This is a genomic window from Maccoyibacter intestinihominis (assembly GCF_040096355.1).
GTDB classification, from domain to species: domain Bacteria; phylum Bacillota; class Clostridia; order Lachnospirales; family Lachnospiraceae; genus Maccoyibacter; species Maccoyibacter intestinihominis.
This window is the reverse complement of record NZ_JBBMEX010000013.1, coordinates 70,932-93,578: the sequence shown is the minus strand read 5'-3', so window position 1 is coordinate 93,578 and position 22,647 is coordinate 70,932. Positions and strand designations below refer to the sequence as shown.

Below are 22,647 nucleotides of genomic sequence, written 5' to 3'. Positions count from 1 at the left end.
TTCATTTCCACCAGTTACGTCACACCTATACAAGCAACCTTTTAGCAAATGGAGCTGCCCCAAAAGATGTGCAGGAACTGTTAGGACACTCAGATGTAAGTACCACAATGAATGTCTATGCTCACTCCACAAGAGATGCTAAACGAAAATCAGTTAGGCTTCTTGATAAAGTGGTAGGCAATGATTAAAAAAATTCCCTTATTTCCCTTGTGATTATCTCATAAGGGTAAAAATAAGGGAAACTACATATCATTTCACTAATGGACAGGCGGGAAAGCCTATAAAATGGGGAAAGTTAGAGAGATAATTATATAAATTCCAGTTTCTTGGTTCAATATCTGTCATTGCTATTGTATAACGATTACTGGCATTCACAATAAACAAGACATTTCTTCCTTTTATTTTCGTCAAATGTGTGTCCCAGCAGAACACAAGTGAAGCACCTTTGCTTTCTTCAATCTTTGTTGTTTTTAGTCGATCTTGAACTGCTTTTGTTGCACCAATCTCCATATGTATCACCTGCTCATCTCAAGTATTCTTTTTACTTCATTCTGTAATTCATCACTAAAGTCTGATAAATCATTATATGTAATTACTTTCAGTCTAATAAGACGAACAATATCCCATATTACCTCTGATTTTTTCAGTTCCATGACAACTCCCGGATGACGTTTATCTTCTTTTATCCGTTTTTCAAGTTCCCAGAATTTCTCTGATGAAGGCTTTTTATCATCATTCAGAAAATTTGCATACTCTTTAACAAGACCTTCCATATAATTTTCCTGCCAGCCTGATAATCTTTCTCGAAATAGCTTCCAATCTTTTTTACTTATGTCCATGATTTTGAACCTCATCATTCTCATGTTAGTCTCAACAAACGATTTCAAAAATGAGACTGATTTGAAATTGTACCCATACGAATCAGCCATAAATCCGATTTTATCGCATTTTGCTATATCATAGAGTCTCACTCAGTCTCAAATCTCGTGAGACTTCGTTGAGACTAACTTTGGAATATTCGTTTTTTAATAAATCACTATAAGAATATTTGCCTTTGAAGGTTCATTATATTTATGCTATTCAATTACCGACTTTTTGGAATCAATCAACGACTTATTGACTACAACAGCTAACTTTTTCAGTTAATCAGCAGTTTTTTCAATAATAACATTTCCCACTTATAAAGTATAACTAACCACCTACAATAGTAAACGCACCGTAAAGTTTTACTTCCACATTATCCATTAGCATACCTCTAACTCATTATTTCCCCCGCAAATGTAACCTTTTGATAAAGCATGTGCCGGAGCCTGCATAAATACAGGCTTTGGGCATTCTAATGCATCATTCAAACTTTTTCTAGTTCAATTTTTATTATAAAAGCAGTTATTTTCTTATATGATTCTAGTGCCGAACATATAAATATCTATATCTCCTTTACTTTGTTTCCATAGTAATCTCATTCTCCATATTCATTTCTAAATGCACTACTCGCTTATTTGTTGCGATCTCTAGTTTATTCAGATTGTAATGCGCCATTTCTTTTACCTGTGCATCAACCTCTTTAACATTATCTGTGTCTAAAAGATTCCCATCATCACTACCAAGAATATTATTAATTGCTCCTTCATCATTCTGCGGAATATCAAATAGATCTTCTGTATCTATCTGACTGTTTACATTATGTTCTCTATACAACAAATAACCAAGAAAAGCCACCATTGGTCCTGTAACCAACATTGCTATTGCAACAGGACTATTTTTTGTGATTTTCTTAAGTTTAATCTGCGTATCAGATTCTTCCCCGTTTTTATACATTTGATCCGCATTAATAATTTCCATATAATGTCCATCTGGATGATAAACGCCTACAACTGGTCTATCGAAACGATTGTATGTATATGTAAATTTTTTTCGACTATCTGTCATCATTTTTTTAAATTTTTTTCGACTTCTTTCTAAACATAAATCTTTTTGATTTTCAAGAGTTTTAATTATCATATCTCTCTTATTAATATCTGGAGATATATGTCTTTCAAATACATCACAAACCTGATTCTTGGCACCTTCTAATAAAATCTCATAAGCTTGTTCTATAGATTCATTAAATAAAATATCATAACTATCAGCTAAATAAATACTTCTAATCCTGCATTTTAAATTTTTATTTGTTATAGAATTAATTTTTTTATAAAATTCAAAAAGACAATTCATTCTAAAAATATCTTCATTGGGTTCCATCGAAATTAAACGTCCTAAGCTATACATTTTTACTATATCTTTTTGTTTTCCCCAAAATTTATTTCCATTTTCAAAATATGTTTTATAATTTGTAGAAATTAAAAACGACTTGTCAGTTACAAATATATCTTTCTTTTCCACTCCCTCATTTATTAAATTATTTATTATAGATAGAATTACAAATTTGTTATTTACCATCGTCATAGTATCTAACGTTTTTGTTATCTGCCAATTAGACATATTAATGTGTGTGGCACTCTTTAATACTACTTCATACTTTTCATCGCTCGAATACATCTTATTTCCCCTTTCCATTTTCAATGTCTCTAATCTTTATTTCTGTAGCCCATTGTCCTGCAAATGTAAAAAAAAGTGCTAACAACAATAAGACATTGGTATCTAATATACTCATCAATTTTTTTAAAAATATAAAACTTTTTAAATTCGGGAACAAAACTATAACTAATAATGCACAAATCTCCATAATAAATGTAATTGCTTGTGCAATTTGATTTTGCTTTGCAAAAGTATCAACAGCCATTGAAGCACTTAGTATTAACGCCGCCAATGTAAATGCAAAATTTGTTTCTTCTGTTATCTCAACTATATCCATCATATACATAAATAACATGATTATTAAAACAATCATAAATGATAGTCTATATTTATTTTTCATTGCCTTTACACCTCCATAACACTATCACAATATCTATTATATTCAAAAAATGCACGAAAAACAATGTATGTTTTCTAATTTCAAAAATGCACCCGTTTCCGGGTGCATCCTCATCAAAAGTGACACTCGATTAAAATTTGTATCTTCAATCAATTTAGTGGTTCCCCATCTTTCTGACTTCCACACATCGATACTTGTCATAAACCTACATTATCACCAAATCTAAAATCTCATGAGACTATCTTCAAAATATTCTTGAATGCCAGCTAGGACACCAGAATAAGTGCCATATTTACTGTCGTTTACTTAATTTTCCATTCTCCACCATTGTCTGGGCCTTTTCGTTCTATGATACCTTTATCTTTTAATTCTGATATATATCTAGCAATTGTTCTATCTGTAACATCTAATGCTATTCTTAATTCATCAATAGAAATATTCGGGTTTTCCGAAATCATTTTCAGAATCTCATATGCTTTAGCAAGCTTCTTCTTAGAATACTCTGGCATTAACTTCTTAATTTTTTCTTCCGAAATTTCTATGACATTTTCTATGACATTTTCTATGACATTTTCATTCACCTGTGTTGCATAGTTAGAACCATAATTCAGATTATACAAAGTCAATGTAAAATCATCATTATCCGCATCAAAGACTGGCATCTTAGACTCATCAAATTCAACCTGACCCTCGTAATCTGCCAATATCTTCTTAAATCCACTACCTCTACGCTCCATGTATTTCAAGCGGCTGAATATATCAGCTAATATCGGATTTCTTCGCTTTGATGGAATTTTCAATAAATCTTTTCCTTCTAGAGATATTCCGCTTACCATTCCACCCGGTGAATATATTTCGATTCTATCATCGAACATATCTATATGGACTTCACTGCCTATCTCCATATAGTTTCTATGAATCAATGCATTTACTACACCTTCAAGCACTGCCCGATCCGGATAATCCGGCATTTCAATTCTGCCGTCATCAACCTTACGCCATGCCTTCTTGGAATTATTTCTTACAAAATCCGTTCCTGCCTGTAATAGTGTGACAAGACTGCCTGTATATTCCTTATCATCAAGTGCATCTACTATACCAGATGCCTTTGTAAGTCCATTCCATCTTGTGCAAAATAATCTGGAATGACGAACCGGAGATTCATCTGCCAGAAGCGCTCCTGCATTCGTCAGATTTCCTTTTTCATCAACCAATCCAAAAGATTCATAATCTGTATCTTCAAATGCATTTCCTGTTCTCTGCTTATATACCGATTTTAATTTTGTAAAAGACATATTGTTAAAATCATATCTTGACTTCAGACTATCATAACTTTCACCACTTCCGTGAAGTACCAACTCTCTTAACTGCGAAGGTGTCGCCGGAACACTTTCATTTCCTATACGCATAAATGCAATAAGTTGCCCATCACCCTCATAATAGTATGGAATCTGCTGCCCTTTCATAACTTCTACAATAACGAATGTCTTGTCATTATCTTTTTCAAATGAAAGCTTAAACTCTGGTATCGGATTAAGGTGTGTTTTAATTATCTCACTAATTTTTTCTGCATCTCCTTTAGCATCCGAAAGACCAACCAACGCATCATCATTTGCCACACCAAATACCAGCTTACCACCATAGCAATTTGCAAATGCACTTATACTCTTGCACCAGCTTTTGGGTTTCTTTGTCTCAAGTGCAACCTTTTTATCGTAATCTGTGGTTTCGCCGATTAGCTGCTTTATATCCATAGTTCTCACCATCCTTCTACATTAAACAAGTGCCTATTTACATCACATGGGTCACAAAGCTTCTTTTGTAATTCCCTTTTCTTCCAATTGTTTCATTATCACATTTTTTAATCTTGCAGGAATGACCACCTTTACCAAAAAATTACCTCCGTCCAATTCTTTAGGAGCTTCCGGCTCATGCGGGCACAATATATTATTCCCCGCATTAACACTTGTTCTCATTTTATCAATCGGAGTTTCAAATTTCACACCACAAACATATAAACACCCTTTTTGTCTTTGTATTCTCATATTTTCCAAATACGGATTGCGTGGTTGCATAATCATAAAGCCATGATCCAAATAAGAAACTAAATCAGTATAGAAATCCTTTTTATAAGTATAATTGTCTTTCAATTCCGGATATTTCTGCAAAAGTATTTCTGCATATTCACTTACACTTATACGTTGCTTTTTAACATTAACAAGTTCACACTGTATCTTTATTCTTGTCCATTTAGGATCATACGGAGAATATGACCATATAAATATAGCCGCATCTTTTTCAATATTTTCACAACAAGCAAAAAAATAATGCTACATTTATATCCATTGTAAAGTCAATTAATCTTGTAGCATGTATATAATGCTGATTATATGCCATTACTTCAAATAGTAAATCTCCAGATTCCAGTATACTCTCATCCACAGATGTATCTCTGCATATACTTGGAGTGATTTTCCAAGAAGAATCGCTTTGTCCTCTATAAAATTCCTGTAAGTAAGTTCGTTCATCACCTGGGGCACCTCTACCTGATCTTGGTAAATCATAGAACGAATTATAATCATTTGCAATTTGATATATCTGCGAAATATCTTCTACCATAATTTCCTGATAATCATATTTTTCTTCAAAATCTGACATATAGCCACCTCTGCTAAAACTTGCTAAATCAATCGTAACGCTCTATCCATCATTTTATATTCTTTTCTACTTATTATTGGCATATATACATCAATATAGTTATTCTCCGCCCATTGAAGTATCTCATCTAGATCAGCATACATCTCATTCTCTTTTTTATTATGTAACATACGATTATTGTTATTCTCAGCAACTGTTTCCTGCTGTCTACATCCAATATATATTTCTCGTGGCAAAACAAAATCTTTTATTATTCCTGATTTTCCCATATTAATATCATCTTTAATTACTATCCGCCATTCCTTTTCATGAATCCACTCATCTGACTTGGTTAATGTATTAGCCAATATGTTTCTTTCAGAACTCTCTTCTCGGTAAAATATTAATTTATCACTATAGATTACCGGCATACATTGGTATTTCTTAACAAGCTCATAAAGGTTATATCCTAAACATATTCCCTTGTGATCTGCCGCATAATATCCCCACATAGGAAATGAATTATTAACTTCAGAAAAACAAGCAACAAATAATGAACTTCTCAATGCTTCTGTTTTCCTATTTTCAGTTTCCTGTCTCATATATGTTTCCATAGCTTCTTGTCTCTGGCTCCTTGGATAACTGGCTTTCAATCCGCAATCAACTGTAACTAAACAATCATATGGATCGTTGAAATTAAATGCACTACTTAACCATAATTGATGATTTTCCAAATTTCGCAAATCCCTATTCAAACCTCTGCTATACCGATAAATCATTTGAGTCTTATCAATATTATCTAATATCACATTTCTTGTCTCTTGCATATTATTTAATGAAATCTGCTCTTTATAATCTGAAAACCATTCTTTGTTCATACACTTAGTTTCCTTTCACAATCTGTCTCATCCAACCATCATAAAATTCTTTTAAATTTAGGTTGAATGAGACCCGTTTTAACTAAATCTTTGCTTTTCCTTCCATAATATCTGTTCCTTTAAGCATTTCGTATTTCATTGAACTCTCTACTGCAACCTCCTCTGCCGCTGCTCCTTTCGCCTTTACTACTGGATCATCTATCATATTGTCACCTTTTACTTCCAAAATCAAATAACTTCCATCGTCCATTTTTACTAAGAAATCTGGATAATACTTCCTTAATCTATTCGATTCCGGATCAATATATGGAACATAAAAATCTGTCTGGTCAGCAGTAAACATTCCCGTGAAATAAGCTTTTTTTACGTGCTCATTTGCAAGCAACTGTAAAAATAATTGTAACTCAGGCTTCGAATCAAAAACATAGGTATCTGCGTGAAAACTCTTGTCTTTATTTTTCACAACAACAGAATCCTCTGAATTCTGCATTATAATCAAATCCTCATTTCCACTAAACTCATAATATCCACCTTCTTTAGGCTTCTTAAGTAATTTAACATCAACATTTTCTTTTACAATCTCTTTGTTAACCCGGTATAATGCCTCAAATATGGTTGGCACAATTTTATCATAAATAATATCATTATGTTCATTGACAGCTACTAGTATCTTATCAATTCCTTCTTCTGATTCCCTCAGTATCCTAGCAACTTCTGTGCATCTAATATCAGGAAAATATTTTGCTACTTCTGCCACCAACGTTATCTCAGTATACGCTGTTTTACTAACCATATAGTTAACATTGCTTTCACGCACAACCGACGAAGTTGTAAGTCCTTCTTTAACATACATTGTTGCATCATAATTTTCTGTTTCTATTTCTTTTAAACCAAACGATAATCCTCTATCATAATGCTTAGTTTCCAAAGAATATTTATAATGCAATTTATTCATGCGCAATGTTCTAGGTGGTTCTTTCACACGCACAGGAACTTTCTTACGTTTTTTATCCTTCTTAACTACAAGTTCCTCTATGCTAGTTCTAAAATTCTTTTTAAGCTCGTCATCCAATATATCCATATTCTCTTTTGACAAATACACTGTGGCCGTTAGTTGTTCATCTGTAATTTTTCTCAAACATCTCATTGTTGCTTGAAGCACAAAAACTTTTGACTTTGGACTTCTAAAAAGAGCCACACTAAATAATGATCTACAATTCCATCCCTCTCTACCTTTATTAACAAGCAATATAAACTGCTTCTTACTGCCTGCTGTTCCAGCTATATCAAGATTGTTAAAATCTCTTATGTCTTCAGATTTAGTAATCTTTTCGTCTCCAACATTAACTAAAATTTTATCAAGAGGTATTCCCAATTCAGATAGTACTTCTTCAACAACTGGCCTGATTTCATCACGAACTTCTGCTATCTCTGCACCAAAAATAGCCATTTTAGGTGCTAATCCCTCATATTCTTTTCCACCATATTTTGCCCAGAAATCGGCAATAACAGCTTTTAGGAATTCTTTACTTTTTACGTTACTATAACCAATAACGCTAGTATCTTTTAAGAAATTATTTGTAATTGCCGCCTGCAATCCATAAGCATATATAACTTCCGGAAGAATTTTATTATTGACGTATGGTGTTCCTGTAAAATTATAACAAGCAACCACTTTACTTCCATGCTTAGACAATTTCTTGGACAATTCATTTATAGTATTCCGCAGGCTAGTGCCCTTACCATTTTCGTGCAAAGCCTTCTCCAAGTCTGCTCCAAACATATGATGTGCTTCATCTACATAAATACCCATTTGTGAAAGCCTGGTAAGTTTCTCAAAACGTTGATTTGACATCAAATCGTCGTTGTTACTGATTTCCTGTAATATTCCAAGAACATCATCCAATACTGATTGTCCCGGTACCTGATCACTAAACAACTTGTCTACAGAACTTTTTTCTTTATGCTGAGCCTTTAATATAATTTTCTGTGTATTAGAAATAATTATATTATACTTGGAACCATCTAATGTATTTAATGTGGTTCCACTATCTTCAAGAAAATACACCTTAATATTTGCATCTAATACACCAATATATTCCGGAGGTACAACCTTACTCTTATCAAAAGTTACTATTTCTTTTAACGATTGCAATACTGTTTTGTCCGGCGCAAAAACCAATGCATTATGACAATACTTATCATCTCGAGGCCATTTTGAAGCAAGAAGAAACTCATAAAAAATACAGGTAGCCATGAGAATTGTCTTACCTAATCCCATAGTTAATGCAAAAATATAATTTGGATAATCTTCCGCATATTTCTTTATTTGTAAAAAGTAATCATGATACTGTTTTGGTGAATAAACATCATATAATGTCATCTGCCCAGCTTCATCATAGAATCGTCTATCTGAAAAAACACCATTTCTCTTTGACCAGTCATCAAACATCTGATACATCTGTTGATTATTCATAAATTCTTTTACAAACACATACATTTCTAAGGCTTCAAACTGTGGGGTTCGTAAAAATGCGTCTGGGTTCTTTTCCTTGTCATTGTAATCCAGATATTTCTTAGTTATTTCACGATACCTGTTTCTTATAATTCCTCTATTATCTACATAAAATGAACGAAGGAACTCAAAAAAGGCAAATTCCATTCCAACTTCTTTTGCCATATCTATACCTCCAGTTCAAGTGATTCAGATAACAAATCCGTTATCTTTATTTTAATTTTACCTGCTGAATCTGGAATTTCATATATACCAGATACCAACTCATCTTTTGCCGGAATGTCACAAATTGTCGGTCTCATTGTCTGACCATCATAATTCCAGTCAATATAGATAGATTCTACCAACTGTCTCCAATCTTCAACTGATTCTTTCTGCATACTTAATTTCTGTAAAAGATTCATCGGATAAAATTCTTTTATTATAATCTGATTGTTTTCCTTAACAACATTGGCATCTGCTTCTCTCTTAAATTGTAAATCTTTCTTATCCCTAAGAATATCAACTATCTCTATTTCCAAATTATACGAAGAAAGTTCCTGTTCCAACGATGCCTTCAAATCAGCTTCATGTCCCATGCAAATAATCTTAATTTTTTCCACCACGCCATTCGGATTTTCTTCCTTGCGCTTTTCAAATGTATGATATGGTAAATTAGCCTTGAGCTCTTCTAAATCAGCCTTTGTTGCAATACGATTTGTAGGCATGATTTTAACCATCCAGCCATCTAATTCTCCATCATATACTGTTGATGAATCAAATTTTTGAATACCTAATGCATCAATAATTAATTCTTTCGCCTCTACTGGATTTCTAAAAAAATCATAATTATTCACATTATAAATTTCAAATCCAGTATATTTTGTATTATCCAAGTCATTTGATGCAGTTATCAATCTCTTTGTGGTAGTTTGAATTGCACCTAAATTAATATCCGCACCTATAAATCTGCGTCCTAATTTCATAGCAACAGCTTGTGTTGTTCCTGAGCCCATAAAACAATCAAAAACAACATCCCCTTCATCAGATGATGTATTTATTATTCTTTCAAGCAAAGCCTCTGGTTTTTGTGTTGGATAATTTAATGCCTCTCTTGCTTGAGAATTAATAACATAAATATCTCCCCATAAATTTTGAACCGGTTGCCCCTCATATTCATCTAAAAATGTCTTTCTTCTTATACGTTGACTTTTGTTCGCCGGAAAATATAATTTACCTTTGTTATCCCATTCAACCATTGTTTCATAAGAAAATGCCCATCCTTTTTCCGGTGGTTGATATCCTTTATATTCATAAATCAATGATGGTGTTGGTGTTGATGATGGGTTTGTTACTGGATCTCTACTATACAACCTTCCATCACCATCATCATACACAAAACGTTGTTTTATATATTCCTGAGTTTCTGGTGTATCTTTTGTTCGAATTTGCTTAAATTTATACATACTAGTTTTTCCATATAAAAGAATGGTATCTGTTAGCTGCCCAAATGATTTTGAATTGTTTAGAGCTCCTCCTCTTCTTTTCCATATAATTTCATTAATAAAATTATTACTTCCAAATACTTCATCTAATATGCAGCGTAAGTAATGACTTCTATGGTAATCGCAATGTAAGTAAAGACTTCCTGTTTCACATAGCAAATCCCTAATAAGTATTAGTCTCTCATACATAAACTGCATATATTCATCATTTGTCCATATATCTGAATACTGTTTTTCTTCAAATGCAGACATATCACTAAATGTCTTTTTCTTCTTAATTTCAATTGTTTTTTTGTAATCTGCCTTACTATCAAATGGAGGATCAATATAAACTAAATCTATTTTTCCACGATACTCTTTAAGCATATGACTCATAACTTGAAGATTATCTCCCCAAAATATCTTATTCATCCAACCATCCTTAGGCTCTCCATAGGATTCCTTAAGCTGTGCAGGATAATACTGTGTTGATGTATAAGGCCTTTTCCCCGTCCAATGTAACTCCGGATATCCTTTTATTGGTTGTCTTTGTTCAAATATAAATGAAATCTGTCCATCCATTAGCAATCTCCTTTTCTTCTACAGTAATGTCTCATATCACAGTTGGCACAAAGATTTTTATCTTTAGCTCTGCCACTAAAATCTTTATGTTGTATTTTTTCAACCACTTCATCAAATTCTTTTATTGTTTTATCAATCATTTCTGTTGACTTATTAAATGTTATTGTTGGTACACCATTATCCTCACCTGTATAATACAAATGCATTTTACTTACCTTTTTGCCTGTCTTTTCCTCAATAAGATGAGCATACACTTCAAGCTGTCTCCTATAACGATTCATCTCCGCTGTTTCAATTAAAACATCTGGTTTCTTCTCGGATTTAAAGTCAACAATCTCCACTGTATCACCTTCGCCCCTGATAAGGTCAACCTTTCCAAGCAATATATAATCAGGCTTTACTAAACTTACTTCCACCTCTGCATCTTGAATTCGACTCCAGTCACTCTGATTTCTCTCAACATACCTCAAAACCTGTTTATACGCAGCTTCTATCTGCGGTTGTCCTAAATAAGAATGCTCACTTTTCGATAATGTCATATAATTTGTATCAAACCACTCTCGTATTGTTTCCGGCACTATTGTCTGTTCTTCATGACGCATAGCTGCACGATGAATGTCTTCTATTGTCTCGTGTACTAATGTTCCAAAGAGTGTTGCACCTACTCTTACCTGCGTAAATCCAAGTTCTTTAAAAAATTTATACTGTAATGCACAATTCTCATACAGAGCGATGTGAGAAGTAAAAGAATATGTATCCTTTATATTTACAGGCTTTACCTTTTCCAACTTTATTTCTGAAAGATTTACATCTTCATAAGCAGGTAGCTTCTCATAGCACTCTTCAAAATATTTGCTTGGTGTGGCTCCATGACCTTTCTTTTCACAACAAGAGAGTACCAATAAATTTTGTGCTCTTGAAAATGCCGTATAATATAATCGCCAAAAATCAAAAAATTTTATATCTTCCCTCGTCTCAAAAACTTTTCTATGGAAATATTTATTTTCTATTTCTTCTAGCAAATAATTTCCACTACTTCTCGGTGTTCCATTTAATGAATCAACAATCACTATTGGAAACTCCATTCCTTTTGACTGATGTATAGTCATAAATGAAACGCACCCACTCGGAGCATACTCCGAATCATCTTCATACTCTGTAATTCCTCCATCAAATAGAAAGCGAAAATACATATTAAAAAAACGTTCTACCGACTCTATAATATTGTTTTCCGTGAAGACATCTATCCGATGTAGATATTCGTACTTTCCCAAAATTGAAGATAAAATTGATAAGTTTCTTGCAGGTCTTTCATCTATCACCCCTGATTTCATATCTATCCCTAAGTATGTACTAAATGGTTCAAACTGCAATAACTGATACAGTAATCCTGTAAATGCGTAATCTGCATTATCCTTTTTTAGATTAGCGTGTTTATGCATCTTCTCTGCAATCCATTTACCCAATGTATCTCTATACTGTAAAATAAGCTCTCTTGCAGCAGCTATACATTGAGTATCGTAATATTTATAGAGAATTTCAAAATCATACGAAAAATCTCTTTGTTGTAATTTACGAATATACTCTGGGAAACATAAAATCATGCACCCTATTACCTGCTTTATCTCTTTTCTTTCAAAGAACATTTCCGAACGAGGTGAATAAACTTTAATACCATGTTCCTCAAGATATTCAACCATACCTATGATTTTATCTCCTTTAACAGACTTACAAAGAACTGCAATCTGATTATAATCAGTTAGTACGCCACTACTTTTTAATTGTGTAATAAATGAATACACTTGTTCATACCAATCATCTAACAAATCTTTTCCTGAACATTTAATAACACCTACTTTAGCAGCCTTTTTCCCTTCCGGTGGAACAATCTTCTTCTCAAACCTAAAATTCTTCCACATAAAATCATATGCTCTACCATCTGTTGTGCTCATCCACTTATTGTAAAAATCAATAATTTGTCTCTCTGAACGATAATTTGTAACAAGTTTAACCTGCTTACATTCTCCTTCTGCAAAATGGCCTGGAAATTCCAATATATTTCTTATTGTTGCTCCTCGAAAACGATACAAACCTTGATCATCGTCTCCCACAACACATATATTTTTATTTTTTCCGGCAATCAAAAACACAAGTAATTCCTGTATGTAATTTGTATCCTGATATTCATCAACCATCACATACTTAATTTTCTGCTGTATTTCTTCCAATATGCTTGGTTCCTCGATCAATAATTTATATGCTTCTGTTTGAATACTTGAAAAATCAATTAAATTCTCATCTTCCATCAGGGTATTGTACTGTTTCATAATATTTGCAACAGCTACAATATGTTCATCTGCGTCTCCTTGCATTTCATCAATATCGACCAATTCTTCAGCAAGATTATTAACATACTTAACTATTTCTCCAGCTTGTCTCCAAGCTCCTTGCTTTTTATCAAATATAACATCAAAATAAGGCAAGTTCCTAAATCTATTAATCTTTTGAAACACCATATACTGCTGATCAAAATTATCCAGCATCCTATAATTTTTCTTAATCCTTGTATATTCAAGATGATCTTTAAGAATTCTCAAACAAATTGAATGAAAAGTACCAATATACATTTCATTCAGATTTACGGATACTCCTATTGCATACAATTCATTTGTGATACGTGTAATCAGTTCTTTCGCAGCCTTTTCTGTAAATGTAGCAATCATTATTTCCTCAGGAAGCACATCTTTTTCAATTATAAGATAAACAATTCTCTTTACTAATGTATATGTTTTCCCTGTACCAGGGCCTGCAATAATCAACAACGGACCATCTGTTGTTGAAATAGCACTTCTCTGTGCTTCATTTGCGTTTCCAAAATCAAATGCCATATCAGTACCCCCTCTGCATTTAATTATATATTCTCATATATTTATAAATCCTATTTCGTATTACATCTTACTTTTCTGATTTTTCTTGTATCGTCCATCAGCAGGCTTTATTGCATCTGAAGGAATTAACCATGTTTTTCCTTTTTTTATTGCACCTTCAATTCTTCCTTCTGCACATAAAACACCTATTCGACGTGAAGTGATATTCCATCTTTCTGATAATTCCACAGTCGTTAAATACTCCATAATCTTACCTCTTCAAAATCATACATAAGTAGAAACATAAAACTAGTTTGATTATACATCGTTTATCGGAATAATACAAACAAAAAAGAGAAGGATTTCTCCCCCTCTAATTCATTACTCCAATACCTCATCTAACATATCATTAAGTTTCATATACTCTACACCTAATGATTCACATACCATTGGAATTCCATTATTCTTGTTTCCTTCATCAGTTACTATAATCCCATCTTCTAAAATAGCTGTTGCAATCAAAAATGAATCTCCATTTGAGCTTCCCTTTGTTTGAATTTTTATTATTTGTGGAAATTGTTGTAATATTTCTGTAGTCTTTAACTGTACTTCCTTTGATAAAGGCAAAAAAGCATCTTTGTGTTCCTTTGCCCATTTTACAATATCATCATCTTTTAATTCTTCAAATATTTCCGAACTTGAAATAAGTTGTCCATTTTCTACAAATTCATTAAAAGCCTGCCATATATATGAAAATACTTTCTTAGTCATATGTAAATGATATATTCGGGCAACCCTCTTTATCCTCACCTATTTTCTCGTTATTTTATTCATTCCCTAGGCTAAAGATTTTTGCCCCTTGAGGATAAAGGGCGTTGCCTTGGGATATGGGGAATTTGACCTTGTAAGGGTATTATACCGAGCTTTTCGATACGTGGCAAGGCTCCTTATACTTCCATGTTTCCCGTTTGATATATCCATATTAGCATATCTTCCGTAGCTCTTAGTGACCATAAAGCATCCTCTATTGAAGCTTCTTCTAAGTCCACTTCTCCGTTCTCAGTATACCCTTCGTTAATGTGTGCACCTAAATCACAAGTAAACACATACAATTTATTTATAAAATTAAATCTTGGATATTGATATTTATTCTTTTTATCTGGTCCGTGTGCATTGTATTTTATTCCCGGAATATCCTTAGGTCTGTCTATTTCACTAATATTCTTATCTGCATGACATATTTTCTGCAATCCACTATACCATTCTCTATCAGACTCTTTTTTATAGGTAAAAATTCCTGTTATTACATTTCTGCAATGACCAATGCATCCTGTTCCATCACCATTTGCATATGCCTTTCTTGCTGCCAAATAACTCTCTGCTACATTTGGATATTTATTTTCTAACCATTGATTAATAATATTAATATCAAAATTGCTTTGCTCACTTCTGGCTGTAAATGGTACTATACAAAATTCACTATTTTCACACGCAATTTCAAATCCTAAAATATTCAAACTTCTTCTTAACTCTTCAACCCCTTTGTTACAATATTTATATATTATATTGCTTTGCTCATTATCCGGCAATGATTCAAAAAACTCATCAAAATCTACTCTTCTATTTCGACAATATTTCGAAACGATTTCAGTATCCGCATCCACTCGTAGAACTCTATATAAGTACATCTTTTTAGCAACATTATTTAATAATTTTGCTAATTCATCCATTCTGTACTGAAGTTCTTTAAAGGATTCAAACAGCCCGTTATATGTGTTCTCATTAAAATATATATCCCTCTCCTCTGGTCCATAACCATATGGTTGTATTTTGACTATGAATTGTGGTTCTCTTTCTTCATATAAATCACCTAATTCTGCATTATTGAACACTTTCTTCCACACATCCACTTCTGGAATAATTGGACTTTTATTATTATCTGACAAAATATCTGCTATTTTAGATAACGCAGCTATTTCTATTCTCTCCATATGTTCTCCTTATATATACCTTAATCAATGATTCTTATAATTTCTCGAATTAACACATCCATTCTATGCGCTGACATATTATCACATTGTTTTGATAACTCATCTGAATATTCTAAAAACCTATCCTGATTAATATGATACAATACACTCATAATGTTATAACAAGTATGATATTGTACGCTGTCTATTTCGTCAACTGGAAATGATTTCCTGTTATATAATTTGTCAATATTCTCTTTGATAATCTCCTTGTAATAATTATTTGCACAATACTCTCTTAACTTACGAGAATACTCAAAAGCCATTTTGCCTTTTGTTGTCTCTTTCAAATAGTCCACATAATGTTGTATCACCATCTTTCTCACAGCATTTCTTTCTTCCTCATATATTTCTTTTACCTTCTCTGCTTCTAAATGCCATAAATCATAACTATAACCTAGAATATCTTCATTTTCTTTTTTCACTTCATTCCACAATAGGTTTCGAACTATCTCTCTATATTTATCGAGCATAGATGCGTTGTCCTCTCCTATCGTTTCACTCCACATCTCATATTCATCAGCATTTCTATTAAGTTCCCCTATCGTTGTTGCTTTTACTATATCATCTTCAATCTTAGGCAAAATACGCCTTATTTCATCATCTGTCTTAAAATAATTAGGCTTATTTCCAGCTTGCAAAAATATTTTATACTCAAGCATTATATCTGATGTAGATAATACAATTTGATTATTATAATATTCCAACAAAATATTAACTAAATTTCTACTGCTTCTTACTTCCTGCAAATATAATAGTATTCTATATAGCAATTCATTATGAAGTTCATTAAAAATTTTTTTGTTGGAATCATCCTCATTGTCATTTTGTTTATAATATAAATTATCTGTAGATTCTACAACAATTGCAAAACATATTAATCTAATTTCATCCTTAAATTGCTGATTATCAATTTGATTGACCAGAATATATACATCATCATAAAATCTTTGTGCTTTTTTCAAAGTGCGAAGGTTCTTCACCTTATGCACACTCAAAAACTCCTGCATGAAACCAGCGTGTATTCCTATTTCTCCCCAATTTATCTTTTCTGGTTTTTCTGTAATATGGTATATCCTATCTATTACTTTTTCATTATGTTTCTTAAATATTTCCTTATTATTTTCTTGCAGTTCATCAATATTAGCTACAAGAATGATTTTTACGTTATTACATTTTTTCAATTCCTCAACTATTCCAAATACCTCTTCTATATTAATCCTGTCACTTACCCTTTCTAAATCATCTATCACTATTATGTGTAATGAATCAAAACCTTTTGACAGTAATAAAAACAATTCTTTTTCTCTTGCAATACTTTGTAATACTTCTTTAACACTCGAAACAGATTTCCATATATTAGAAATTCCATCCAATACTTCTGTTGCAGCTCCTGCAATCTTTCCTGCCTTATTATTTTTCAATACAAACTGACATAAAACTTCATGATATATCTGCTGACTATTTTGTAAGCCAAACATTGATATACTACAAACATTCTCTTGTTCCTCCAAAGCTTTATCAATTGCATAAGTCTTTCCTATTCCCCATGGTCCATCAAATAAAATACAATCATACGAAAAGCATCCAAATTTTTTTATTATGTCATAAATACAATCTGCTCTCATTATATTAAATCTCCTCCCATAGTTCATGCATGCAAATAATTTGTCTTAAATTTTCTATTTTCCCTACATACCATAGCTTGTTGTTGCCTAAATTCTATGGTTTTATCACTCCCACCTGTCCTTCTTATCAATTCATCCTGACCTATTATTTTCACAAGATTTGCAATCTGTTTGCCCATAACATCTTTATTTACATAAAAAATGGTTGTATATACTTTATCATTTAAAATTAACTCTCTAAGAATATCCTTATCTGTAATATCTAGGGAATGCCCGAATATGTAAAGATTATGTTGTACAGAATAATCACTTACATACTCTTTTGAACCATCATCCTTCTTATTACAATAGTTCAAATTTCTAATTTGAGCATTAGAATGAATTTCAGTAATCCAATCCTTATATTTACATCCTGTCTCTTTATATATCCTCTGATAAAACTTCTTAAATGCTATAAAATCTGTATCCCTGTTCTTTCTATCATCATCTAGATACTCATCTATGCCTAATACCATATTATTTGTTTCTATTGTATTTTTAATATCTGTACTTCCATGTATGTAATCGTATTCTGCACAAACACAACTATCATATAATTTAGTGTATGTCTTTGTATAGTTGAAACTAAGGACTTTATCAAATGACATTTTTTCAATATCTGGTGAAACCCTATTACATTCAATTTTCTCAACATAATCCGCCAAATAAATTTCTAACGCTCGAATGAATCTATTTAAGTCGTAATATAATTTATCTCTTATCTCTTGAAATGTTAAAGTTTCCATTCTTCTTTCTGTTAATGGTATTTTTATCTGCGTCGTAAATAAATATTGCGAATACTTATGTTGTAAAAAGTCATTTGATATTTCATATACTTCATCTGATAATCCCGATATCCTTTTAGATTCATCAAACATATCATTATCAAGCGACTGTATAATTTTACTAATCTCACTTTCGAAATCTATCCAATTTTCCTTTTGATACATTAGGCATTGTAAAAAATATTCAATCCAAAAATTGTCTTCTAACAGTTCTCTCCATACCTGTCCCTGTGAAAAAATATTATTTCTTACGTTCCCCATATTAATTTTTATAAGCTCTTTTATTTGCTGATTAATACCTCTCCAATCAAGATTTGATATATCATCATTATTTTTTATTTCTATCACTTGATTTATAACTTCAACAAACTTCAAAAAATCTGTATATTTTGTAGGCAATCCATGCGCCAAATCAAACCCATTTCCAATTACAAGTATATTCATTGTCTTCTCCCTTGTTAAGCAATCATAAACAACTATTGCGTATACTCATTATAACATAGATACATTTGTAATGAAATTTCTTATAATAACCTAATGCTCATAGTTTTATTCCAATAACGCCTTGTAAATTTCTCCATTATATTGGCATTGAGAATCGGGAAACCCTTTCCCGATTCTCAATCCTCCTCAAAGCTAGTATTTATGTAGTATTTATGTAGTATTGATGACTTTTTGCCTCATAAAAAAAGTGGTCTAAAATCATATATATAAGATACCTATAAATAAATTATGCTTCTAAGAAAGAAAAGGATATTGCTTCATATATATGTAACAAATTGCCATCAAAAAAATTTCTTAGCAAACTATTGCTACTATGCATATATCCTCTTCCACACTTTTCTTCTTAGCAGCAATTTTTATTTTTAGAAGCATTCCTTTTCTCATATCTGCTTTGTTCATATGCCTACACCCTTCTTCTATCACAATACCCCAATCACTTACACCATGGGACTTCCAATAATTTCTGCTTACATCCAAAAGCTTTGTTGTCATTGGTTTTGTAAGATGCTTTCTGCTCACACATTCCCTCACCATAAGGTTTCCATCGGCTTTGGTAATAACAAAATCAGATGTATATGCCCCTTCTTCCAACCCCTGCAACAATACATTAACTTGGAACGACTTTACTTCTTCTGTTTCCGACAATAGATTTGCATAGGCATATTGAATTGCATCATAAGTTCTACATACTCCCTCACACTTTGCAACTACTCGTTTTGAAACCTTTGCTCCTTTGTAATTCTTTTTCCTCATAAATACCACCTTTCTTTCCAAGGAATACAAGAGTAGGAAAATGCCAAATTTGATGTTTTGGGGGAAAATGCCAAAAACGCAATCCTTGGAAGCCTTGATTTTAGGGCATCCCCAAAAACGGATTTTGCCAAAAATGAAATCTCCCTATATTCAGGCAACCCTCTTTATCCTCAAAAGGCAAAATCCTTTATCCTCACCTATTTTCTCTTTCAAGGCATCTTAGGACTTCCTTCAAGGTCTTGGCTTACTCTCTCTTTCTTCTCTCTTTCTTCTCTCTTTCTTCTCTCTTATCTCTCGATATTCCTCTATTTTCAAGGCTTTCTCCATGGTTTTAAGTAAAAGGAAAAGACCTCATAGAACGGTTTCCCCGCTCTACAAGGTCTTTATTTTCTCGTTATTTTATTCATTCCCTAGGCTAAAGATTTTTGCCTCTTGAGGATAAAGGGGATTGCCTTGGGATAAAAATTATTCAAACTCTATCGTTCCCGGCGGTTTACTCGTCAGATCATACATAACCCTGTTCACACCCCGAACCTCATTAATAATGCGGTTCATTACTTTATTCAGCACCTCATACGGAATCTCCGCAGACTCGGCTGTCATAAAGTCAATCGTTGTCACGGCACGAAGTGCCACTGCATAGTCGTAGGTTCTCTCGTCACCCATGACACCGACAGAACGCATATTGGTCAATGCCGCAAAATACTGGTTCGGCATCCACGGCGCGTCCTTGCCATGCTCGTTCTTGTACTCCTGCGCTGCACCGTCAACCTCTTCGCGGTAAATGGCATCTGCATCCTGTACGATGCGTACCTTGTCCGCCGTAACATCACCGATAATACGGATTCCAAGACCCGGTCCCGGGAATGGCTGACGGAAGACTAAGTAATCCGGAATACCAAGCTCTAAGCCGACCTTTCGTACCTCGTCCTTGAACAGATCACGAAGCGGCTCAATGATATCCTTAAAATCTACATGGTCAGGAAGTCCACCGACGTTGTGGTGAGACTTGATGACAGCAGATTCACCGCCAAGACCACTTTCCACTACGTCCGGATAAATCGTACCCTGAACTAAGAAATCCACCGCGCCGATCTTCTTTGCCTCTTCCTCAAAGACACGGATAAATTCCTCGCCGATGATCTTACGTTTTTGCTCCGGCTCTGTCACACCCGCTAACTTTCCGTAAAAACGCTCCTGCGCATTGACACGGATAAAGTTCAGATCATAATTGCCGTTTGGTCCAAACACTTCCTCGACCTCGTCACCTTCATTTTTACGGAGTAAACCGTGATCCACAAAGACACAGGTCAGCTGGTCGCCGACAGCCTTAGAAAGTAACACTGCTGCAACGGAAGAATCCACGCCACCGGAAAGAGCACAGAGCACCTTGCCGTTTCCGACTTTTTTGCGGATCTCCTGAATGGAATGTTCCACAAAGGAATCCATCTTCCAGTCGCCGCTGCAACCGCACACATTGTAAACGAAGTTCGATAACATTTTCGTTCCTTCCTGTGTGTGAAGAACCTCCGGATGGAACTGGATCGCATACAGATTTTTCTCACGGTTTTCTGCTGCTGCAACCGGACAGTCTGCCGTATGCGCACAGATTTCAAATCCCGGTGCTGTTTTGGAAATATAGTCAAAGTGACTCATCCAGCAAACCGTTTTTTCCGAAACATCTGTAAATAAAGGAGAATCCGTCTTTACAAAAACATCCGTCTTACCGTACTCACGAACCGGTGCCTTTTCTACCTTTCCTCCTAAAATATGCATCATAAGCTGAGCGCCATAGCAAAGGCCTAACACCGGAATGCCAAGCTCAAACAGTTCCTTCGTATAGGTTGGAGAATTTTCCTCATAACAACTGTTTGGTCCTCCGGTCAGAATGATCCCCTTCGGGTTCATTGCTTTGATCTGCTCAATATCTGTTTTATAAGAATAGATTTCACAGTAAACGCTGCACTCACGCACCCGGCGCGCCACAAGCTGGTTGTACTGCCCTCCGAAATCTATCACGATGACGGTTTCTCGCTTCAAAACACACGTCCTCCTTCTTAAGTAATCCTACAATAAGTTTTATTATACGTTCTTGCAAAAGGCTTGTCAAAATTATTTTTTACAGCCTCTCACGCACTGCCTGCCACGCCGCTTCCAGACGTTCTAACGAAAACGCAGCATTTGCCGGACTGGTGGACGGCAGTTTTACCGCATGGATGCCACAGACCGGATACACATATTTTTCATACAGGCTGTGCGCCTTTCCTCCATTGGTAAAAATTGTTTTGATCTGTGTTTTTTCCAAGATCATGGAAATATCATTCGGCACCACATCCCGGATTGAACTGTCACTCGATCCTTCGATCGTACAACTGTGGATGACATCCCAGACGGCAATCCGATGCCTCAGTAAAAAATCTTTTTTCTCTGGGATCGTATCCGGTATTGCATCCTCCATCAGCAATGCTAACAGTTTCCAGAAACGGTTCTGCGGATGCCCGTAATAAAACTGCTGTTCTCTGGATTTTACCGACGGAAATGTTCCTAATATCAAAACTTTGGATTCATTACTAAAAATTGGCTCAAATGTATGCGTCACGCTGTCTGCTTTCGCCATGTTATCTCCTTTTTGACGCTGTATCGTTAAAGTCCTTTCGCTAAAAATTTCTTCCGTTCCAGCCCCAGTCGCTGATACCGCTGTAGGTCACATACACTGCATCCTGCGGAATGCCAAGCTCCGTTTCATAGATGTCGCAGATTTTTGCTGTCATCTGGCTATAGGCATCCGGTGAAGCGTTTCCAAACAGGCTGACTGCCACAAACGCACCTTTTTCTAACTTCTTTCCACCCATGTAGAGTGTGTAGTCGTCATCAAATCCTACCATTAAAAACCCTTCTGATTTGTTTAATGTGGTAATCGCCTGTCCAAGCTTTGCCTTAATCGTTTCCTTTTTGTCCTCTGTCATTGGTAATGTTACTTTTGAATCAATAAATGGCATTTTTCTACCTCCTGTATTTTCATATCTGATGATATTTTTCTCATAATTTT

The 22,647-nt window shown here is 33.9% G+C and carries 22 protein-coding genes; 2 read left to right on the top strand and 20 right to left on the bottom strand.

Going from position 1 to position 22,647, the window contains the following annotated elements; translation table 11 throughout:
- Positions 1-188: tyrosine-type recombinase/integrase (locus WMO43_RS11940; RefSeq protein ID WP_147339180.1), on the top strand; the 188-nt coding region annotated here is incomplete at its 5' end.
- Between the two features lie 61 nt (positions 189-249).
- Here the strand turns inward: WMO43_RS11940 and WMO43_RS11935 are convergent.
- The 17 genes from WMO43_RS11935 to WMO43_RS11855 form a co-directional block, all read right to left on the bottom strand.
- On the bottom strand, positions 250-510 hold the full coding sequence (locus tag WMO43_RS11935; RefSeq protein WP_353531351.1) for a DUF6933 domain-containing protein: 261 nt from the start codon (positions 508-510) through the stop codon (positions 250-252).
- A 5-nt stretch (positions 511-515) separates the two neighbouring features.
- On the bottom strand, positions 516-839 hold the full coding sequence (locus WMO43_RS11930; protein ID WP_353531350.1) for a hypothetical protein: 324 nt from the start codon (positions 837-839) through the stop codon (positions 516-518).
- Between the two features lie 598 nt (positions 840-1,437).
- Complete coding sequence (locus WMO43_RS11925; protein WP_329989243.1) at positions 1,438-2,538, bottom strand: hypothetical protein; 1,101 nt, start codon at positions 2,536-2,538, stop codon at positions 1,438-1,440.
- 1 nt (position 2,539) lies between these two features.
- Entirely contained in the window at positions 2,540-2,917 is a 378-nt protein-coding gene (locus WMO43_RS11920; RefSeq protein ID WP_329989242.1) for a hypothetical protein, read from the bottom strand.
- 302 nt (positions 2,918-3,219) lie between these two features.
- Complete coding sequence (locus WMO43_RS11915; protein ID WP_353531349.1) at positions 3,220-4,671, bottom strand: ATP-binding protein; 1,452 nt, start codon at positions 4,669-4,671, stop codon at positions 3,220-3,222.
- 51 nt (positions 4,672-4,722) lie between these two features.
- On the bottom strand, positions 4,723-5,085 hold the full coding sequence (locus tag WMO43_RS11910) for a hypothetical protein (protein ID WP_353531347.1): 363 nt from the start codon (positions 5,083-5,085) through the stop codon (positions 4,723-4,725).
- Between the two features lie 139 nt (positions 5,086-5,224).
- Positions 5,225-5,575 (bottom strand): FRG domain-containing protein, encoded by a 351-nt coding sequence (locus WMO43_RS11905; RefSeq protein ID WP_353531346.1) that lies wholly within the window; start codon positions 5,573-5,575, stop codon positions 5,225-5,227.
- 23 nt (positions 5,576-5,598) lie between these two features.
- Positions 5,599-6,432 carry a DUF2971 domain-containing protein gene (locus tag WMO43_RS11900; RefSeq protein ID WP_353531345.1) on the bottom strand — a complete coding sequence of 278 codons (834 nt, stop codon included), beginning with the start codon at positions 6,430-6,432 and terminating at the stop codon, positions 5,599-5,601.
- A gap of 82 nt (positions 6,433-6,514) precedes the next feature.
- On the bottom strand, positions 6,515-9,112 hold the full coding sequence (locus WMO43_RS11895; protein ID WP_353531344.1) for a TnsA endonuclease N-terminal domain-containing protein: 2,598 nt from the start codon (positions 9,110-9,112) through the stop codon (positions 6,515-6,517).
- Between the two features lie 2 nt (positions 9,113-9,114).
- A complete protein-coding gene (locus WMO43_RS11890) occupies positions 9,115-10,992 on the bottom strand; it encodes a site-specific DNA-methyltransferase (RefSeq protein ID WP_353531343.1) in 1,878 nt (625 codons plus the stop codon).
- Positions 10,992-13,880, bottom strand: a complete 2,889-nt coding sequence (locus WMO43_RS11885; protein ID WP_353531342.1) for an ATP-dependent helicase — start codon at positions 13,878-13,880, stop codon at positions 10,992-10,994. Before WMO43_RS11885 ends, WMO43_RS11890 begins: the two co-directional genes overlap by 1 nt.
- A gap of 60 nt (positions 13,881-13,940) precedes the next feature.
- Positions 13,941-14,126 carry a DNA-binding protein gene (locus WMO43_RS11880; RefSeq protein WP_118301011.1) on the bottom strand — a complete coding sequence of 62 codons (186 nt, stop codon included), beginning with the start codon at positions 14,124-14,126 and terminating at the stop codon, positions 13,941-13,943.
- 114 nt (positions 14,127-14,240) lie between these two features.
- Positions 14,241-14,669 (bottom strand): DUF4411 family protein, encoded by a 429-nt coding sequence (locus WMO43_RS11875; RefSeq protein ID WP_353531341.1) that lies wholly within the window; start codon positions 14,667-14,669, stop codon positions 14,241-14,243.
- A 137-nt stretch (positions 14,670-14,806) separates the two neighbouring features.
- Positions 14,807-15,850 carry a hypothetical protein gene (locus WMO43_RS11870; RefSeq protein ID WP_353531340.1) on the bottom strand — a complete coding sequence of 348 codons (1,044 nt, stop codon included), beginning with the start codon at positions 15,848-15,850 and terminating at the stop codon, positions 14,807-14,809.
- A 20-nt stretch (positions 15,851-15,870) separates the two neighbouring features.
- The gene (locus tag WMO43_RS11865) at positions 15,871-17,517 is read right to left on the bottom strand and encodes a P-loop NTPase fold protein (RefSeq protein ID WP_353531338.1); all 1,647 of its coding nucleotides are present in this window, start codon (positions 17,515-17,517) and stop codon (positions 15,871-15,873) included.
- A gap of 23 nt (positions 17,518-17,540) precedes the next feature.
- The gene (locus WMO43_RS11860; protein WP_353531337.1) at positions 17,541-18,785 is read right to left on the bottom strand and encodes a bacteriophage abortive infection AbiH family protein; all 1,245 of its coding nucleotides are present in this window, start codon (positions 18,783-18,785) and stop codon (positions 17,541-17,543) included.
- Between the two features lie 354 nt (positions 18,786-19,139).
- Entirely contained in the window at positions 19,140-19,598 is a 459-nt protein-coding gene (locus WMO43_RS11855; protein ID WP_353531335.1) for a PDDEXK family nuclease, read from the bottom strand.
- 40 nt (positions 19,599-19,638) lie between these two features.
- Here WMO43_RS11855 and WMO43_RS11850 point away from each other — a divergent pair, with 40 nt between their 5' ends.
- The gene (locus tag WMO43_RS11850; RefSeq protein ID WP_353531334.1) at positions 19,639-19,821 is read left to right on the top strand and encodes a hypothetical protein; all 183 of its coding nucleotides are present in this window, start codon (positions 19,639-19,641) and stop codon (positions 19,819-19,821) included.
- Positions 19,822-20,063: 242 nt separating this feature from the next.
- On the opposite strand, the gene guaA is transcribed toward WMO43_RS11850, so the two are convergent.
- The 3 genes from guaA to WMO43_RS11835 all read right to left on the bottom strand — a co-directional run bounded on the left by guaA (position 20,064) and on the right by WMO43_RS11835 (position 22,597).
- The gene (guaA, locus tag WMO43_RS11845) at positions 20,064-21,638 is read right to left on the bottom strand and encodes a glutamine-hydrolyzing GMP synthase (RefSeq protein ID WP_177962158.1); all 1,575 of its coding nucleotides are present in this window, start codon (positions 21,636-21,638) and stop codon (positions 20,064-20,066) included.
- Positions 21,639-21,717: 79 nt separating this feature from the next.
- A complete protein-coding gene (locus tag WMO43_RS11840) occupies positions 21,718-22,215 on the bottom strand; it encodes a DNA-deoxyinosine glycosylase (RefSeq protein ID WP_353531333.1) in 498 nt (165 codons plus the stop codon).
- Positions 22,216-22,255: 40 nt separating this feature from the next.
- Entirely contained in the window at positions 22,256-22,597 is a 342-nt protein-coding gene (locus WMO43_RS11835; RefSeq protein ID WP_177962160.1) for a phenylpyruvate tautomerase MIF-related protein, read from the bottom strand.
- Positions 22,598-22,647 lie beyond the last annotated feature (50 nt).

Coding starts and splice junctions, on each gene's coding strand:
- WMO43_RS11935 (WP_353531351.1), bottom strand. CDS start 510: ATGGAGATTGGTGCAACAAAAGCAGTTCAAGATCGACTAAAAACAACA.
- WMO43_RS11930 (WP_353531350.1), bottom strand. CDS start 839: ATGGACATAAGTAAAAAAGATTGGAAGCTATTTCGAGAAAGATTATCA.
- WMO43_RS11855 (WP_353531335.1), bottom strand. CDS start 19,598: ATGAGGAAAAAGAATTACAAAGGAGCAAAGGTTTCAAAACGAGTAGTT.
- WMO43_RS11870 (WP_353531340.1), bottom strand. CDS start 15,850: ATGGAGAGAATAGAAATAGCTGCGTTATCTAAAATAGCAGATATTTTG.
- WMO43_RS11835 (WP_177962160.1), bottom strand. CDS start 22,597: ATGCCATTTATTGATTCAAAAGTAACATTACCAATGACAGAGGACAAA.
- WMO43_RS11850 (WP_353531334.1), top strand. CDS start 19,639: ATGCCAAATTTGATGTTTTGGGGGAAAATGCCAAAAACGCAATCCTTG.
- WMO43_RS11925 (WP_329989243.1), bottom strand. CDS start 2,538: ATGTATTCGAGCGATGAAAAGTATGAAGTAGTATTAAAGAGTGCCACA.
- WMO43_RS11885 (WP_353531342.1), bottom strand. CDS start 13,880: ATGGCATTTGATTTTGGAAACGCAAATGAAGCACAGAGAAGTGCTATT.
- WMO43_RS11880 (WP_118301011.1), bottom strand. CDS start 14,126: ATGGAGTATTTAACGACTGTGGAATTATCAGAAAGATGGAATATCACT.
- WMO43_RS11840 (WP_353531333.1), bottom strand. CDS start 22,215: ATGGCGAAAGCAGACAGCGTGACGCATACATTTGAGCCAATTTTTAGT.
- WMO43_RS11905 (WP_353531346.1), bottom strand. CDS start 5,575: ATGTCAGATTTTGAAGAAAAATATGATTATCAGGAAATTATGGTAGAA.
- WMO43_RS11915 (WP_353531349.1), bottom strand. CDS start 4,671: ATGGATATAAAGCAGCTAATCGGCGAAACCACAGATTACGATAAAAAG.
- WMO43_RS11860 (WP_353531337.1), bottom strand. CDS start 18,785: ATGAATATACTTGTAATTGGAAATGGGTTTGATTTGGCGCATGGATTG.
- WMO43_RS11890 (WP_353531343.1), bottom strand. CDS start 10,992: ATGGATGGACAGATTTCATTTATATTTGAACAAAGACAACCAATAAAA.
- WMO43_RS11895 (WP_353531344.1), bottom strand. CDS start 9,112: ATGGCAAAAGAAGTTGGAATGGAATTTGCCTTTTTTGAGTTCCTTCGT.
- WMO43_RS11900 (WP_353531345.1), bottom strand. CDS start 6,432: ATGAACAAAGAATGGTTTTCAGATTATAAAGAGCAGATTTCATTAAAT.
- WMO43_RS11865 (WP_353531338.1), bottom strand. CDS start 17,517: ATGAGAGCAGATTGTATTTATGACATAATAAAAAAATTTGGATGCTTT.
- WMO43_RS11920 (WP_329989242.1), bottom strand. CDS start 2,917: ATGAAAAATAAATATAGACTATCATTTATGATTGTTTTAATAATCATG.